Below are 15,701 nucleotides of genomic sequence, written 5' to 3' on the forward strand. Positions count from 1 at the left end.
GCGGGGCCGGCCGGTCGGCCCCGCTACGCCCCGACGGGCTCTTCCTCGCCCACGAACGTGCGCCACAGCCTCGCGTAGTCCCCGTCCAGCGCCAGCAGCTCCTCGTGCGTGCCGTCCTCCACGACCCGCCCGTGGTCCATCACCACCACCCGGTCCGCCCGCGCCGCGGTCGTCAGCCGGTGCGCCACCACCAGCGTCGTGCGCCGGCCCGCGATCCGGTCCGTCGCCTGGTTGACCTGTGCCTCGGTCGCCAGGTCCAGCGCCGCCGTCGCCTCGTCGAGCAGCAGGACGTCCGGGTCCACCAGCTCCGCCCGCGCCAGCGCGATCAACTGCCGCTGCCCGGCGGAGAGATTGCGGCCCCGCTCGGCCACCTCGTGCAGGTAGCCGCCGTCCAGCGTCGCGATCATCTCGTGCGCGCCGACCGCCCGCGCCGCCGCCTCGACCTCCGCGTCGCCCGCCTCGGGGCGCCCGTACGCGATCGCGTCGCGCACCGTCCCCGGGAAGAGATACGCCTCCTGCGGTACGACCCCGAGCCGGTGCCGGTACGCCGTCATGTCCAGCGTCCGCAGGTCCGTCCCGTCCGCGGTGACCCGCCCGCCCGTCGGGTCGTAGAACCGCGCCACGAGCTTGACCAGCGTGGACTTGCCCGCGCCGGTCTCGCCGACGAAGGCGACTGTCTGGCCCGCGGGGATCCGCAGGTCGATGCCCTTGAGGGCCTCCTCCTCGTCGCCGTACGCGAAGCGCACGTCCTCGAAGGCGATGTCGCCGCGCAGGGCGGCCACCGGCTCCGGGTCGGTCGCGTTCTCCGTCGACGTCGGCTCCTGCAGCAGCTCCTGGATGCGCTTCAACGACACCGTCGCCTGCTGGTATCCGTCGAAGACCTGGGACAGCTGCTGCACGGGCGCGAAGAAGAGGTCGATGTAGAGCAGGTACGCCACCAGCGCACCCGTCGTCAGCGTCCCCGCCTCGACCCGGTGCGCGCCCACGATCAGCACGGCGGCCGCGGCCACCGACGACAGGAGCTGCACGAACGGGAAGTAGACCGAGATCAGCCACTGGCCGCGCACCCGCGCCTGGCGGTAGCTGTCGCTGCTCGCCGCGAAGGCGGCGCCGCCCCTGCGCTCGCGCCGGAAGGCCTGCACGATGCGCAGCCCCGACACGGACTCCTGGAGGTCGGCGTTGACCAACGCGACCCGCTCGCGGGCGAGTTCGTACGCCTTGACGCTCTTCTTCCGGAAGAAGTACGTGCCCACGATCAGCAGCGGCAGCGTCGCGAAGACGACCAGCGCGAGCTGTACGTCGAGGACCAGGAGCACGACCAGGATCCCGAAGAAGGTGACCACCGAGACGAAGGCGGTGACCAGTCCCGTCTGCAGGAAGGTCGACAGCGCGTCGACGTCCGTGGTCATCCGGGTCATGATGCGCCCGGTCAACTCCCGCTCGTAGTAGTCGAGTCCGAGCCGCTGGAGCTGCGCGAAGATCTTCAGCCGGAGTGTGTAGAGCACCCGCTCGCCGGTCCGCCCGGTCAGCCGCGTCTCCGCGGTCTGGGCCAGCCACTGCACGGCCACGGTCCCCAGTCCGAGCCCGGCCGCCGCCCACACCGCGCCGAGCGCGAGCTTGGTGACGCCCTCGTCGATGCCGTGCCGGATCAGGACCGGCAGGAGCAGGCTCATGCCCGCGTCGATCGCCACGAGCAGCAGGCTGACGAGGAGGACGGGGCCGAAGCCGCGCAGCAGGCGTCGCAGCCCGTACGAGTCCTCGGCGCGGACCGCGCCCGCCTCGTCCACGTCGGGGGTGTCGTCCGCGGCAGGCAGCGCCGCGACCTGCGCGAGGAGTTCCGGGGTGGCCGGCATGCCGCCCGGGGCCGCCTCGATCGCCTTCTCCTCGCGGATCCAGAGCGGGGGTGTGATGCCGCGCTCGGCGTCGAACTCGGCGTCCAGTTCTGCCCGTACGGACGTGTCCTCGACGACCGCCTCGGGCTTGACGTGGCCGGGTGATACGCCGCCCAGTTCGTCGGGGTCGGTCAGCAGCCGCCGGTAGAGGGCGGAGCGGCGCTCCAGCTCCTCGTGGGTGCCGATGTCGGCGAGCCGGCCGCCGTCGAGGACGGCGATGCGGTCGGCGAGGTTGAGGGTGGAGCGGCGGTGGGCGATGAGGAGGGTGGTGCGGCCCTCCATGACGCTCTTCAGCGCCTCGTGGATCTCGTGCTCGACGCGTGCGTCGACGGCGGAGGTGGCGTCGTCGAGGAGCAGCAGCCGGGGGTCGGTGAGGATGGCGCGGGCGAGCGCGACGCGCTGGCGCTGGCCGCCGGAGAGCGTCAGTCCGTGTTCGCCGACCTTGGTGTCGTACCCGGCAGGCAGCTCGGAGATGAACCGGTCGGCCTGGGCGGCGCGGGCGGCGGCGAGGATCTGCTCGTCGGTGGCGTCGGGGAGTCCGTAGGCGATGTTGGCGCGGACGGTGTCGGAGAACAGGAAGCTGTCCTCGGGGACCATGCCGATCGCGGCCCGCAGCGATTCGAGCGTCAGCTCGCGCACGTCGCGCCCGCCGACGAGGACGGCGCCGCGGGTGACGTCGTAGAAGCGCGGCAGGAGGAGCGAGACGGTGGACTTGCCGCTGCCGGAGGAGCCGACGACGGCGACGGTCTCGCCGGGGGCGATGGTGAGGGAGAAGCCGTCGAGGACGGGGCGGTCGTCGTCGTAGCCGAACGTGACGTTGTCGAACTCGACGGTCGCGGGGGCGTCGGCGGGCAGCTCCGCCGTGCCGTCCTCGATCGACGGCTCGGTGTCGATGAGCTCCAGTACGCGCTCGACACCGGCCCGCGCCTGCTGCCCCACGGTGAGCACCATGGCGAGCATGCGCACCGGGCCGACGAGCTGGGCGAGGTACGAGGAGAAGGCGACGAACGTCCCGAGCGTGATCTCCCCCTTGGTGGCGAGCCATCCGCCGACGGCCAGCATCGCGACCTGGCCGAGGGCGGGCACGGCCTGGAGTGCGGGGGTGTAGCGGGAGTTCAGCTTGATGGTGCGGAGCCGTCCGGCGAAGAGGCGGCGGCTGACGGCGCGCAGCTTCCCGGTCTCCTGCTCCTCCTGCCCGAAGCCCTTGACGACGCGGACGCCGGTGACGGCCCCGTCGACGACTCCGGCGACGGCGGCGGCCTGGCCCTGGGCGTACCAGGTGGCGGGGAAGAGACGGGTGCGGCTGCGCTTGGCGATGACCCAGAGGGCGGGGGCGACGGCGAGGGCGATCAGGGTCAGGACGGGCGAGAGCCAGGCCATGATCCCAAGAGAGATCACGAAGAGCAGCACGTTCCCGATGGTCATCGGGAGCATGAAGAGCAGGCCCTGGATGAGCTGCAGGTCGCTGGTGGCGCGTCCGACGACCTGCCCGGTGGAGAGCTCGTCCTGGCGGCGGCCGTCCAGCTTCATGATCGTCCCGTACATCTCGGTACGGAGGTCGTGCTGGACGTCGAGGGCGAGGCGTCCGCCGTAGTAGCGCCGGATGTACGTCAGTACGTACACGACCACGGCTGCGGCTATGAGCGCGCCGGTCCAGACGGCCAGCGACCGCGATCCGTCACCGATGACGTCGTCGATGATCACCTTGGTGATCAGCGGGACGAGTGCCATGACGGCCATGCCGGCCAGCGAGGAGCCGAGCGCGAGCACCACATTGGTCCGGTAGCGCCAGGCGTACCGCGTGAGCCGTCGCGCCCACGTCTCTGTTGCGGCGTCGTCCGCCACTGATGCCTCCCGTTGTCGATCCCACCGGAAGGCACCAACGCGGCGACCAGCGGATTTCATCCCGCTGCAACAAAACTTCGGCCGGAAGTCCTAGGACCGGACCTCAGGGGCGGGGCACCGGCGGGGCGACCTCACGGGGCAGTGCGGGCGGGACGACGGTGGCGCTCAGCGCGGTCTTGGTGTTGAGATCGCGGTGGATGACGCGGGCGACGGCCTGGATGGTGTTGACACCGTCGGTCATCGTCTTGTTGTCCTGGGTGAGCACGCTGATCGTGTAGTCGTGCCCCTTGCCGGTGAAGGCCCCGATGGAGTGGACGCGCCATCCGTGGGTGGAGCGCTGGAGCCAGCCGTTCTTGAGCTGGACTGTGGCGTTGCTCGGGGCGCCGGCGGGGGTGCCCCAGCGCTGCGAGGAGGTGACCTTGCGCATCAGCCCGAGTTCGTACGCGCGCGAGTTGTCGCTCAGCACGGAGTTCTTGGCGGTGAGGAGGGCGAGGAGCCGCTGCTCGTCGCGCGGGGTGATCTGGGTGAGCCCCCAGTAGCCGCCGGACCCGGGGACGGTGTGGGTCATCCCGGCCGCCTTCAGGAACCCCTTCACCTTGGTCACGCCCAGCTGCTTCCAGAGGGCGGTGGTGGCGTTGTTGTCGGACTTGGTGATCATCGCGGTGGTCAGGCTGACCTCGCGCGACGTCAGGTACTTGTTCGTCTTCTTGTGGTCCCAGAGCAGGGTGGCGAGGACGGTCGCCTTCACGACGCTGGCGGAGTCGTACTTCGTGTCGTAGCGCAGGGTGCAGGTGGTCTTGGTGGTCCGGTCGTAGAGCCCGAGGGCCACGGTGGACTTGCGCCCCTTGAGCGCGGCGGTGATGTCCGTCTTCAGCTTGGCGGCGAGCCCGGCCTTGGCCGAGGTGCAGCTCACGGCGGGCGCGGCGGCCTGCGCGGGCGCCGCGACGAGGGCGACGGGCGCGACGACGCCGGCGGCCACGGTGAGGGCCAGTATTCGGTGGTGGCGGTGTGAGGTCATGAGCTTCCCCGTTCAGTGCTGCGTGGTCGTGCGGGCGCGTCCCCCATGGCCACGCCCGTCACAGATGACTCACGGCCGACCGAAAAGTTGTACGAAACCCTTGGTTTCCCTACGCGGCCTCCCCGAGGTGGCTCAGGGCCTCGCGGAAGTCGGCGAGCGCCGGGCCGAAATCGCCCGTGGTGGTGTGGAAGGTCGACCGGTCCACGAGGATCTTGGCCAGCGTCGGGGTTCCGTCCGCCGGGCTGTGCTGGGCCAGCCTGCGGGCCAGTGCCACCCCGTCGTCGAACAGGGGGCGCACTCGTTCCGCGAACAGATGCGTGCGGTCCTGCCAGTAGACGGCGGAGCGGACGGTGAGGACCCGGTGCAGCCGGACCAGTTCGGCCAGGTGTTGGTCCGGATCCTCGGTGGCTCGCGGGGCCAGGGCGTCCACCTCCTCGCGCAGGGCGATGCGGCTGTCGAAGTAGCGCTGCTTGACGTCGGGGGACCATCGCATGGGCGTCGCCCCCGAAGGCGGGCGCGGCTCGCCGGACTTCGGCCGTTCGCTGTCGGCGCCGTAGAAGGTCAGGAGCACCGCCCAGTACGACGCCTGATAGCCGCTCCAGGACTTACGCTCACCGGTGGCGGCCAGTTCCGTCAGCAGAGCGAGCGCCTCCTGCCGCACTGCGGCCGCCTGTTCGCCTCGTCCGCAGATGTCCTGCATCTGCGCGTACCCGATCAGCGAGTACAGATGGCAGGCCATCGGACCGCGGTCGTTCGCGGCCTCGTCCGCTTCCATGCCGACCAGTGTCTTGAACGCGGAGAGCGCTTCGGTGGGCCGGCCCGCGTCGGCGAGCGTGGCGATCCACTCCAGGAGTGACCAGGCGAGCGCCCCGCTCCTGGGTCCGCCGGGGAGTTCTGCCGCCATCGACTCGGTCAGCGCATCGGCAGCCTCGGCATGGCGGCCTTCCTCCGAGAGACCTGCAGCCCAGACGCCCAGCCCTACTACCGCCGACTTTCCGGTCAGGTCGGCCTGTGCACGGCCGATCGCGAGCATCTCGGCGCGCATCGCGAGGCCTTCGGTCCGTCGGCCCAGCGTGTACAGCGCCCTCTGGCAGGAGTTGAGCGCCTCGAAGAGGAGGTCCGCACGGGCGGGATCGGAGGGGTCGACGGCCCGGGCCGCAGCCACCGCTTCCTCGCACAGCGCGAGGCGGTCCGGATGCCAGGTGGCGTTGTTGGTGTTGTAGCTCAGCCGTTGCAGTGCCTTGGACAGGCGCGGAAGGTAGGCGGCGGGGCTGACGTGGGCGAGCACCCGGTAGGCGTCCACCTCCTCGCGCGGGGTGCGCCGGCCTGAAGCGAGCAGTGTGTTCCGGGCCCGCAGAATGTCGTCCTGATCCACTTTCCCCGAGTGATGCATAGCCCAGATTCTGAGGGCGCCGGGACGGGCCCAACAAGCCTTGTCCGCTGTGCCGTTCGTCCTACGCGGATCCCCTCTGACCTGTCATGATGGTGGTGTCATGACGCAATCAGAATCCACACGAATGATCGTTCTCAACGGCGGTTCCAGCGCCGGGAAGTCCACCGTCGCCCGGCATTTGCAGGAGTTGCTGCCCGATCCGTGGCTGACCTTCGGGACCGACACCTTTGTCGATGCCCTGCCTCTGTCCATGACGTCGTCGGATGCGGACGGGATCGAGTTCGGGGCGGACGGCGAGGTCGTCGTGGGGGCCGCGTTCCGCGAGCTCGAGGCTGCTTGGATCGCCGGGGTTGCCGCCATGGTGCGGGCCGGGGCGCGGGTCGTCGTCGACGAGGTGTTTCTCGGTGGGGGCGAGTCCCAGGCGCGGTGGGAGAAGGAGCTCGACGGGGTGCGCGTGCTCTGGGTGGGGGTGCGGTGCGACGCGGAGGTCGCGGCGGGGCGTGAGGCCGCGCGGGGTGACCGTACCGTCGGAATGGCCGCCGCCCAGGCGGAGTTGGTGCACCGCGGGGTGCGGTACGACCTCGAAGTGGACAGCTCGCGGGCCGAGGCGTTGGAGTGCGCCCAGGTCATCGCCGCCTGGGTGGAGTGACCCCGGGGATCCACAGGAAATCGTCACACCACCGCCTCGCAATGTTCATGCCAGGCAACACTCGGACATGTCACTCTCTCGTTCATGCGCGTCGTCAACGCGCGTAGATCGCCGCCCGGTTGAGGGGCGGCGGCCTTCCGTCCCCTCGGGAGAGGACATCCCCACATGCCCGCCTCGCACATACGTCGCTGGAGATCAGGAGCCCTCGCGCTCTCCACGCTGCTCATCGCCCTCGCCGTGCCGACCGCCGCCGCCCCACCGGCGAACGCCGCCACGGCGTACAACACCGCGTACGACAGCACGTACTACAAGAACGCGGTCGGCAAGAGCGGTTCAGCGCTGAAGAGTTCGCTGCACACGATCATCAGCACCCAGACCAAGATCTCGTACGACGCGGTCTGGAACGCGCTCAAGGTCACCGACCAGGACCCGAAGAACAGCAGCAACGTGATCCTGCTCTACAGCGGTCTCTCGCGGAGCAAGTCGCTCAACGGCGGCGACAGCGGCGACTGGAACCGTGAACATGTGTGGGCCAAGTCCCACGGCGACTTCGGGACGGCGACCGGTCCCGGCACCGACCTCCACCATCTGCGTCCCGAGGACGTGGCCGTCAACAACGTCCGCGGCAACCTGGACTTCGACAACGGCGGCAGCAGCTTCACCAACAGCGGCGGCAGCCTCGTCGACTCCAACTCCTTCGAACCGCGCGACGCGGTCAAGGGCGACGTGGCCCGCATGATCCTCTACATGGCGGTCCGCTACGAGGGCGGCGACGGCTTCGCCGACCTGGAGCCCGACGACATCGTCAACAACGGCTCCAACCCGTACATCGGCCGGCTCTCCGTGCTGAAGGCCTGGAACGAGGAGGACCCGCCGGACGCCTTCGAGGAGAACCGCAACCAGGTCATCTACGCGACCTACCAGCACAACCGCAACCCGTTCATCGACCACCCCGAGTGGGTGGAGTCGATCTACTAGGCGCTGGGCCACTGGGCCCGCGGCTCCGCCCCGGTCCGGCCGTCACTCCCCTGACGGCCGGACCGGATGCGGCACTCAGCCCAGGTGCGTCGGCGCGAACATCTTCAGCACCGCGGGGAGCACGACCACCGAAGGGCCCGGCTGGACAAAGGACTTGGCGAGGTCGTCGCCGAGCGACTCGGGTGTCGTACGGACCGCCGGGACCCCGAAGGACTCCGCCAGCGCCACGAAGTCGGGGCGCGTGAGCTCCGTCGCCGTGGCCTCGCCGAAGGCGTCCGTCATGTACTCGCGGAGGATGCCGTACCCGCCGTCGTCCACGATCAGCCAGGTGACGGGGAGGTCGTACTGCCGGGCCGTGGCCAGCTCGGCGATCGAGTACATCGCACCGCCGTCGCCCGACACCGCGAGCACCGGCGTCGTACGGTCGGCGGCCGCAGCCCCGATCGCCGCCGGGAAGCCGTACCCGAGACCGCCCGCGCCCTGCGCCGAGTGGAGCGCGCCCGGCCAGGCGGACCAGGCCCAGTACGCCAGGATCGTCATGTCCCAGAAGCTCGGCGACGCGGCGGGAAGGGCCTCGCGCACCGATGCCAGGATCTGCTGCTCGAAGGTCAACTCCTGGGAGTCGATACGGGACTTCACCTTGGCCAGGACCTCGGCGACCGCAGGTGCCGCCGTCTCGTCCGCACGCTCCTCCGCCTGCTCCAGGATCTCCGAGAGCGCGATACGTGCGTCCGCGTGGATGCCCAGCGCGGGGTGGTTCGACTCCAGCTTGCCGAGGTCCGCCTCGATCTGGATCACCCGGCCGCGCGGGGCGAACGTGTGGTAGTTCGAGGAGAGTTCGCCGAGGCCCGATCCGACCACGAGCAGGACGTCCGCCGACTCCAGGAAGTCCGTGGTGTGGCGGTCCTCCATCCAGGACTGGAGCGAGAGGGGGTGCTCCCAGGGGAACGCACCCTTGCCGCCGAAGGTGGAGACGACCGGGGCATTCACCTTCTCGGCGAGCGCGCGGAGCTTGCCGGCGGCGTCCGAGCGGACCACACCGCCGCCCGCGATGATCACCGGCCGGGTCGCGTGCGACAGCAAGTGCGCTGCCACGGCGACGAGTTCGGGCCGGGGGTCCAGGTCGCGCGGCGTCGCGTCCATCGCCGTGACCACGGGCAGCGTCGTCTCGGCGAGGAGCACGTCCTGCGGGATCTCCACCCAGACCGGGCCGTGCGGCGCGGTGAGCGCCGACTCCCAGGCCGCCGCGATGGCGGAGGGGATCTGCGAGGCGTGTCGTACGGTGTGGACCGACTTCACGATGTCGCGGAACGAGGCCTGCTGGTCCCGGAGTTCATGGAGATAGCCGTGCCGTCCGCCGCCCAGTCCGGCCGTCGGGATCTGGCTGGAGATCGCGAGGATCGGGGACGACGCGGCCGCCGCCTCCTGCAGCGCGGCCAGCGACGTCAGCGCACCGGGGCCCGTGGAGAGCAGCAGCGGGGCGACCTCGCCGGTCACCCGGCCGTACGCGTCCGCCGCGAAGCCGGTGTTGTTCTCGACGCGCAGGCCCACGTACGACAGCGCGGACCGGCGCAGGGCGTCGAACATGCCGAGCGCGTGCTGCCCCGGGAGCCCGAACACCGTGGTGGCGCCAAGACCCTGGAGCGTCTCGACGACCAGGTCGCCGCCGTTGCGTCCGGCCGGCGGGTTGAGCGCCGCCTCGATCTGCTCGGGCGTGAGCTGCGGGGTCTCGTGGTGGTGGTCGTGGGGGCTCACTTGGTACGCGCCTCCGCGATCTGACGGGACATGATCGTCGTCAGCTCGTACGCCGTGTGGGATGCGGCGACCGAGGTGATCTCGGCGTGGTCGTACGCCGGGGCCACCTCCACCAGGTCCGCCGAGACCAGGTTGCAGGAGGAGAGCCCGCGCACGATCTCCAGGAGCTCGCGCGAGGTCAGGCCGCCCGCCTCCGGGGTGCCCGTGCCGGGTGCGTGCGCCGGGTCGAGGACGTCGATGTCGATGGAGATGTAGAGCGGGCGGTCGCCGATGCGCTGGCGCAGCTGGTCGGCGACCTCGTCGACGCCGCGCCGCATGACGTCGGCGGAGGTGACGATGCCGAAACCGAGCTTGGCGTCGTCGGTCAGGTCCTGCTTGCCGTACAGCGGGCCGCGCGTACCGACGTGGCTGAGCGCGGAGGTGTCGAGGATGCCCTCCTCGACGGCCCGGCGGAACGGGGTTCCGTGCGTGTATTCGGCGCCGAAGTACGTGTCCCAGGTGTCCAGGTGCGCATCGAAGTGCAGCAGCGCCACCGGGCCGTGCTTCTTGGCGACCGAGCGCAGCAGCGGCAGAGCGATGGTGTGGTCGCCACCGAGCGTCATCATCCGGGCGCCCGTGCCGAGCAGGTCGTCGGCCGCGGCCTCGATCGTCTCGACGGCCTCGTTGATGTTGAACGGGTTCGCCGCGATGTCCCCGGCGTCCGCGACCTGCGCGAGCGCGAAGGGCGACGCGTCCTGTGCCGGGTTGTACGGGCGGAGCAGCCGGGACGCCTCGCGGATCGCGTTGCCGCCGAAGCGGGCGCCCGGGCGGTAGGAGACCCCGGAGTCGAAGGGCACGCCGACCACGGCGACGTCGGCGGTGCCGACTTCGTCGAGGCGGGGCAGCCGGGCGAAGGTCGCAGGGCCCGCGTACCGCGGGATGCGGGAGGAGTCGACGGGGCCGCGGGGGCCGCTGCTCTGCTGTCCGGTGCTGCTCATGGTGGGTGCCCTTCGGGTGATGCGGGTGGTGCTCTGTCAAGAATGCACCGGCCCACTGACAGCGGGCCGGTGCACGGGGTCAGGCCGGGACCTCGGCCAGGTCTTCCGCCTCGGTCTCCGTGCCCCGGCCGGCCAGCCGCTCGCGCCAGTTGGCGAGGACGGCGGGGTCGGTCGGGGGCGTCGCGAGGGAGACGGCGACGTACGAGACGAGGGAGGCGAGGAGGCCGTAGTAGACGGGCTCGTTGGCGAGGATTCCGTACGCGGCCATCAGCCCCAGGACGGCGAGCCCGCCGACCACGACGGCCGAGAGCGCGCCGTACACCGTGCCGCGCTTCCACAGCAGTCCGCCGAGGATCGGGACGAGGAGGCCGCCGACGAGCAGGTCGTACGCGACGGTCAGGCCCTCGACGACGCTCTTGAGCTGGATCGCGATGACGATCACGGCGATGCCCATGACGAGGATGAAGATGCGGTTGCCCTTCACCTCGTCGTGGTCGCCCTCTGCGCGGGCGGAGCCCGTGAGGCCCTTCAGCCGCGACCAGATGTCGTTGTTGGCGACGGTGGCGCAGGCGATCAGCGCGCCGGAGGACGTGGACATCACGGCGGCGAGGGCGGCGGCGAGCACGAGGCCCCGCACACCCATGGGGAGCTGGTCCTTGACGATGGTCGCGAACGCGTCGTCCGGGTTGGCCAGGTGCGGGTAGAGGACCTTCGCCGCGGTGCCGATGACCGCGCCGGCGATGGCGTACAGCAGGCAGTACGTACCGGCGACCGTGCCGCCGGCCCGCGCGACCTTGTCGCTGCGCGCGGTGAACACCCGCTGCCAGATGTCCTGCCCGATGAGCATCCCGAAGGTGTAGATCAGGACGTACGTGAAGATCGTCTCGCCGCCGATGCCCAGCGGGTCGAAGTACGAGGTCGGCAGCTCGGCCTTCATCTCGCTGAAGCCGCCCGCCCGGATGACGGCGATCGGGAGGAGAAGGATCAGGATGCCGACCGACTTCACGACGAACTGCACCATGTCGGTGATGGTGATCGACCACATGCCGCCGAGCGTCGAGTACGCCACGACGATCGCGCCGCCGAGGATGATCGCGACGGTGCGGTGCATGTCGAAGATGACGTCGAAGATGGTCGCGTAGGCGATGGTCGAGGTCACCGCGAGCATGAGGGTGTACGCCCACATGACGATGCCGGAGATGAGGCCGGCCTTGCCGCCGTAGCGCAGGTCGAGCATCTCGGAGACGGTGTAGACCTTCAGGCGGGCGATGCGCGCGGAGAAGAAGACCGAGAGCGCGAGCAGACCGAGGCCGATGGTGAAGACCATCCAGGCGCCGGAGAGTCCGTACTGGTAGCCGAGGCCGACGCCGCCGATGGTCGAGGCACCGCCGAGGACGATGGCGGCCATGGTCCCGGAGTACATGGCGGGGCCGAGGCGGCGGCCCGCGACCAGGAACTCACTCTTGGACTTGGCGCGGCGCATGCCCCACCAGCCCATGGCCAGCATGCCGGCCAGGTAAATGACGATCACCGCGTAGTCGATGGCCATGGGGGCCTCCTTCCGGTCGGGACGACCCTAGGTGGCCGGAAAGCGACTCTGAAGTGTACGTTTCCTCCACTCCTCACCCTCTTGAGTGGATGGACCGTCCATGCCGGACCCCGCTTCTCCCCCGACCTCCCCGGTTCCTCTCGCCGCGCTGCTGGCGCGCGAGGATCTGGGGCTCCTTCATGTGGCGGGTCCGTCGGAGGCGGCCGTGCACTGGGTGCACACGAGCGAGATGGCCGACCCGTATCCGTATCTGCTCGGCGGCGAACTGCTGCTGACGGCGGGCGTGCAGCTCCCCGGGACCGACCCGGACCTCTACGTCGCGCGGATCGTGGAGGCGGGCGGGGCGGCGCTGGGCTTCGGGGTGACGCCGGTGTACGACACGGTGCCGGCGGCGCTCGCGGAGGCGTGCGACCGGCGGGGCCTGCCGCTGGTGGAGGTCCCGCCGCGGACTCCGTTCACGGCGGTGGCGCGGGCGGTGTGGGGGCTGATGGCGCAGGCCCGCCACCGGGAGCTGCGGCGGGTGACGGACGCCCAGCAGGGCCTGGCGTCGGCCGCGGCCCGCCCGGACCCGGTCCCGGCGGTGCTGCGGCAGTTGGCGACGCGGGTGGGTGGGTGGGCCGGGGTGCTGGGGGCGGACGGTTCGGTGGCGTACGAGGCGGGGGCTGCGCCGTCGGCGGCGGTGCGGACCTCGCTCGACGCGCTGGCCCACGTGGTGCGGCCCGCGCCGGAGAGACTGGTGTCCTCCGCCACCGACACCGTCGACGGCACCCACCTCACCGCCTACGCCCTCGCCAACCGCGCAACCCTCTGCATCGCCACCCCCCACCGTGAACCCGGCGACCACACCGTCGCCGGAGTCGCCGTCGTCCTCCTCTCCCTCCTCACCGCCGAACGGCAGGGCGCCGACGAGGCCGCCCGGTCCTCCGCCCTCGTACGGATGCTCCTCGGCGAGGAGGCCGCGGACGTCGCCCCGCTCCTCGGCGACGCCCCCTGGACCGTCGTGCACGCCCGCGGCGAAGGACCGCCGCCCGCGCTGGGCAGTCCGCTCGTGGACGTACAGCCCGAGTCCGTACGGATCCTGCTCCCCGCCGGCCACGAACCGGCCCCCCACCCCGGCTGGACGCTCGGCATCAGCGCCCCCGCCGACCCCCGCCAACTCCCCGCCGCCGAGGCCCAGGCGGCCCGCGCCCTGCGCCGCGCCGAGGCCACCCGTTCGCCCCTGGTCCGCCACCGCACCTCGGGCCTGGCCGGGCTGACGGACCCCGCCGAAGCGGCCTCGTACGCCCGCGAGCTCCTCGCCCCGCTCGGCGACGAGAAAAGCAGTCCCCTCCCCAGGACCCTCCGCAGCTGGCTCTCCCTCCACGGCAGCTGGGACCGCACCGCCGTCGCCCTCGCCGTCCACCGCAACACCGTCCGCCAGCGCATCGCCCGCTGCGCGGCCCTGCTGGACGCGGATCTGGACGACATGGACGTACGCGCGGAGCTCTGGTTCGCGCTCCGGAGTGCTGAGGCTCACTCTGGACAGAAAGAATGACCGGCGGGTAACTTTTAACGCTGAGCAAGCGCTTAGGTGAACCAAGAAGAATCAACAAGGAGGCTCCCCCGTGCGCCGTACCGTATTCAACGAGGACCACGAGGCGTTCCGGGAGACTCTCCGCGCCTTCATCGAGTCCGAGGTCGTCCCGGTCTACGACGAGTGGTTCGCCAAGGGTCAGGCGCCCCGGGACTTCTACTACAAGCTCGCCGAGCTGGGCATCTTCGGCATCCGCGTCCCCGAGGAGTTCGGCGGCGCGGGCATCGACTCGTACAAGTTCGAGGCCGTGATGTACGAGGAGACCGCCCGCGCGGGCGTCTCCTTCGGCGGCTCCGGCGTGCACGTGCTGCTGGGCCTGCCCTACATCAAGATGCTCGCCACCGACGAGCAGAAGAAGCGCTTCCTGCCGAAGTTCGTCTCCGGCGAGGAGATGTGGGCCCTCGCGATGACCGAGCCGGGCACCGGCTCCGACCTCGCGGGCATGAAGACCACCGCGAAGCTCTCCGAGGACGGTACGCACTACGTCCTCAACGGCGCCAAGACCTTCATCACCGGCGGTGTGCACGCCGACAAGGTCATCGTCTGCGCCCGTACCTCCGCCCCGCGCGAGGACGACCGCCGCTTCGGCATCTCGCTGTTCGCCGTCGACACCAAGTCCGAGGGCTACTCGGTCGGCCGCAAGCTCGACAAGCTCGGCCTGAAGGTCTCCGACACCGCCGAGCTGGCGTTCGTCGACGTGAAGGTCCCCGTCGACGACCTGCTCGGCGAGGAGAACAAGGGCTTCTCCTACCTCGGCCTGAACCTCGCCTCCGAGCGCTGGGGCATCGCCTTCGGTGCGTACGCGCAGGCCGCGGCCGCCGTCCGCTTCGCCAAGGAGTACGTCCAGGACCGTACGGTCTTCGGCAAGACGGTCGCCTCGTTCCAGAACACCAAGTTCGAACTGGCCGCCTGCCAGGCCGAGGTGGACGCCGCCCAGGCCGTCGTCGACCGCTCCCTCGAAGCCCTCGACAACGACGAGCTGACCCCGGCCGAGGCCGCGTCCGCGAAGCTCTTCTGCACCGAGGTCGCGCACCGCGTGATCGACCGCTGCCTGCAGCTGCACGGCGGCTACGGCTTCATGAACGAGTACCCGATCGCCCGCCTGTACGCGGACAACCGCGTCAACCGCATCTACGGCGGCACCAGCGAGGTCATGAAGATGATCATCGCCAAGGACATGGGCCTCTAAGAACTCACCTGATGTCCAAGCAACTTGAGTCCCTCCTCGATCTGCTCGACCTCGAGCGGATCGAGGAGGACATCTTCCGCGGCCAGAGCCGTTCGGCCCTCGTGCCGCGGGTCTTCGGCGGCCAGGTCGCCGCCCAGGCCCTGGTCGCCGCGGGCCGCACCGTCCCCGAGGACCGGCCGCCGCACTCGCTGCACGCGTACTTCCTGCGCCCCGGCGACCCCGGTGTGCCGATCGTCTACGAGGTCGACCGCATCCGCGACGGGCGCTCCTTCACCACCCGCCGCGTCGTCGCGACCCAGCACGGGCTGCCGATCTTCCACCTCTCGGCGTCCTTCCAGACGTACGAGGAGGGGCTCGAGCACCAGTACCCGATCCCGGCCGCCCCGGACCCCGAAACCCTCCCCACCGCGGCCGAGATGCTGCCGCGCCACCTCCCGGCGAACGTGGCCCAGCGCCTCGTCGAGGCCCGCGCGGCCGTCGATCTGCGGTACGCGGACACCCCGCCGTGGGGCAGCGTCGGCACCCCGCGCGAGCCGCGCTCGCAGGTCTGGTTCCGTACGAACGGCAAGCTCGCGGACGAACCGCTCCTGCACGTCGTCCTCGCCACCTATGTCTCCGACATGACCCTGCTCGACTCGGTGCTGCTCGCGCACGGCCGCGGCGGCTGGGCGGTCGGCGACGTCGTCGGCGCCTCGCTCGACCACGCGATGTGGTTCCACCGGCCCTTCCGGGCGGACGAATGGCTGCTGTACGACCAGGAGTCGCCGTCCGCGTCGGGCGGCAGGGGCCTCGGCCAGGCCCGGATCTACACGCAGGGCGGGCAGCTCGCGGTGACGGTCATCCAGGAAGGCGTCGTTCGCGTACCTCGCTGATCGGACATACC

The 15,701-nt window shown here is 70.8% G+C and carries 11 protein-coding genes; 5 read left to right on the plus strand and 6 right to left on the minus strand.

All coding sequences use genetic code 11. The features are described from left to right. Positions 1–23: 23 nt before the first annotated feature. The 3 genes from OG707_RS12765 to OG707_RS12775 all read right to left on the minus strand — a co-directional run bounded on the left by OG707_RS12765 (position 24) and on the right by OG707_RS12775 (position 6,130). The gene (locus tag OG707_RS12765; RefSeq protein WP_329117568.1) at positions 24–3,737 is read right to left on the minus strand and encodes an ABC transporter ATP-binding protein; all 3,714 of its coding nucleotides are present in this window, start codon (positions 3,735–3,737) and stop codon (positions 24–26) included. A 103-nt stretch (positions 3,738–3,840) separates the two neighbouring features. After that, positions 3,841–4,755, minus strand: a complete 915-nt coding sequence (locus OG707_RS12770) for a serine hydrolase (protein WP_329117570.1) — start codon at positions 4,753–4,755, stop codon at positions 3,841–3,843. A gap of 109 nt (positions 4,756–4,864) precedes the next feature. Further along, positions 4,865–6,130: a hypothetical protein gene (locus tag OG707_RS12775; protein WP_329117572.1), complete on the minus strand. Its 1,266-nt coding sequence runs from the start codon at positions 6,128–6,130 to the stop codon at positions 4,865–4,867. Between the two features lie 142 nt (positions 6,131–6,272). On the opposite strand from OG707_RS12775, the gene cpt reads away from it, so the two are divergent. Beyond that, positions 6,273–6,797, plus strand: coding sequence for a chloramphenicol phosphotransferase CPT (gene cpt, locus OG707_RS12780; protein ID WP_329117574.1), 525 nt, complete (start codon positions 6,273–6,275; stop codon positions 6,795–6,797). Between the two features lie 165 nt (positions 6,798–6,962). After that, positions 6,963–7,775, plus strand: a complete 813-nt coding sequence (locus OG707_RS12785) for an endonuclease I family protein (RefSeq protein WP_329117576.1) — start codon at positions 6,963–6,965, stop codon at positions 7,773–7,775. Positions 7,776–7,850: 75 nt separating this feature from the next. Here the strand turns inward: OG707_RS12785 and OG707_RS12790 are convergent, their stop codons facing one another. The 3 genes from OG707_RS12790 to OG707_RS12800 all read right to left on the minus strand — a co-directional run bounded on the left by OG707_RS12790 (position 7,851) and on the right by OG707_RS12800 (position 12,056). After that, entirely contained in the window at positions 7,851–9,530 is a 1,680-nt protein-coding gene (locus OG707_RS12790; protein ID WP_329117578.1) for a thiamine pyrophosphate-binding protein, read from the minus strand. Further along, entirely contained in the window at positions 9,527–10,507 is a 981-nt protein-coding gene (gene speB / locus OG707_RS12795; RefSeq protein ID WP_329117580.1) for an agmatinase, read from the minus strand. Before speB ends, OG707_RS12790 begins: the two co-directional genes overlap by 4 nt. Before the next feature lie 79 nt (positions 10,508–10,586). Beyond that, positions 10,587–12,056, minus strand: coding sequence for a sodium:solute symporter (locus OG707_RS12800; RefSeq protein ID WP_329117582.1), 1,470 nt, complete (start codon positions 12,054–12,056; stop codon positions 10,587–10,589). Between the two features lie 100 nt (positions 12,057–12,156). Between OG707_RS12800 and OG707_RS12805 the strand changes: the two genes are divergently transcribed. The 3 genes from OG707_RS12805 to OG707_RS12815 all read left to right on the plus strand — a co-directional run bounded on the left by OG707_RS12805 (position 12,157) and on the right by OG707_RS12815 (position 15,690). Further along, the gene (locus tag OG707_RS12805; protein WP_329117584.1) at positions 12,157–13,590 is read left to right on the plus strand and encodes a PucR family transcriptional regulator; all 1,434 of its coding nucleotides are present in this window, start codon (positions 12,157–12,159) and stop codon (positions 13,588–13,590) included. 70 nt (positions 13,591–13,660) lie between these two features. Beyond that, on the plus strand, positions 13,661–14,818 hold the full coding sequence (locus OG707_RS12810) for an acyl-CoA dehydrogenase family protein (protein WP_329117586.1): 1,158 nt from the start codon (positions 13,661–13,663) through the stop codon (positions 14,816–14,818). 11 nt (positions 14,819–14,829) lie between these two features. Beyond that, positions 14,830–15,690 carry an acyl-CoA thioesterase gene (locus OG707_RS12815; protein ID WP_329117588.1) on the plus strand — a complete coding sequence of 287 codons (861 nt, stop codon included), beginning with the start codon at positions 14,830–14,832 and terminating at the stop codon, positions 15,688–15,690. The last annotated feature ends 11 nt before the right edge of the window (positions 15,691–15,701 follow it).

It is taken from the genome of Streptomyces sp. NBC_01465 (assembly GCF_036227325.1).
GTDB lineage: Bacteria > Actinomycetota > Actinomycetes > Streptomycetales > Streptomycetaceae > Streptomyces.

What these genes read in the sequence shown, in the direction of transcription:
- OG707_RS12770 (WP_329117570.1), bottom strand. Translation starts at nt 4,755, where the DNA reads ATGACCTCACACCGCCACCACCGAATACTGGCCCTCACCGTGGCCGCC.
- cpt (WP_329117574.1), top strand. Translation starts at nt 6,273, where the DNA reads ATGATCGTTCTCAACGGCGGTTCCAGCGCCGGGAAGTCCACCGTCGCC.
- OG707_RS12785 (WP_329117576.1), top strand. Translation starts at nt 6,963, where the DNA reads ATGCCCGCCTCGCACATACGTCGCTGGAGATCAGGAGCCCTCGCGCTC.
- speB (WP_329117580.1), bottom strand. Translation starts at nt 10,507, where the DNA reads ATGAGCAGCACCGGACAGCAGAGCAGCGGCCCCCGCGGCCCCGTCGAC.
- OG707_RS12800 (WP_329117582.1), bottom strand. Translation starts at nt 12,056, where the DNA reads ATGGCCATCGACTACGCGGTGATCGTCATTTACCTGGCCGGCATGCTG.
- OG707_RS12805 (WP_329117584.1), top strand. Translation starts at nt 12,157, where the DNA reads ATGCCGGACCCCGCTTCTCCCCCGACCTCCCCGGTTCCTCTCGCCGCG.
- OG707_RS12815 (WP_329117588.1), top strand. Translation starts at nt 14,830, where the DNA reads ATGTCCAAGCAACTTGAGTCCCTCCTCGATCTGCTCGACCTCGAGCGG.